This is a genomic window from Aquitalea sp. ASV11 (genome assembly GCF_016429185.1).
In the GTDB taxonomy this organism is placed as follows: Bacteria; Pseudomonadota; Gammaproteobacteria; order Burkholderiales; family Chromobacteriaceae; genus Aquitalea; species Aquitalea pelogenes.
Map to the genome: position 1 here is coordinate 1 of NZ_JAELUD010000213.1, position 321 is coordinate 321.

Here is a 321-nt window from a genome sequence, read left to right on the forward strand (position 1 = left end):
GAGCGTCGCTGGCGCGCAGCCCGCAAGGCAGGGCTTGCCGACGTGCCGGCGGTGGTAAAGACCGTGGCCGACGAAGCTGCCCTGGCCATGGCGCTGATTGAAAACATCCAGCGCCAGGAACTGGATCTGTCTCTTATACACATCTGACGCTGCCGACGAACAGTAAGATGTGGGGGTGTGGGGGGGGGGGGGGGGGGGTTGGGGGGGGGGGGGGGGGGGGGGGGGGGGGGGGGGGGGGGGGGGGGGGGGGGGGGGGGGGGGGGGGGGGGGGGGGGGGGGGGGGGGGGGGGGGGGGGGGGGGGGGGGGGGGGGGGGGGGGGG

1 pseudogene is annotated in these 321 nt (G+C 78.2%); it reads left to right on the plus strand.

What is annotated here, in order from left to right:
- Nucleotides 1-126 (plus strand): annotated as a pseudogene (locus JHD62_RS21785) (ParB N-terminal domain-containing protein); the annotation flags it as partial.
- Between the last annotated feature and the right edge of the window lie 195 nt (nt 127-321).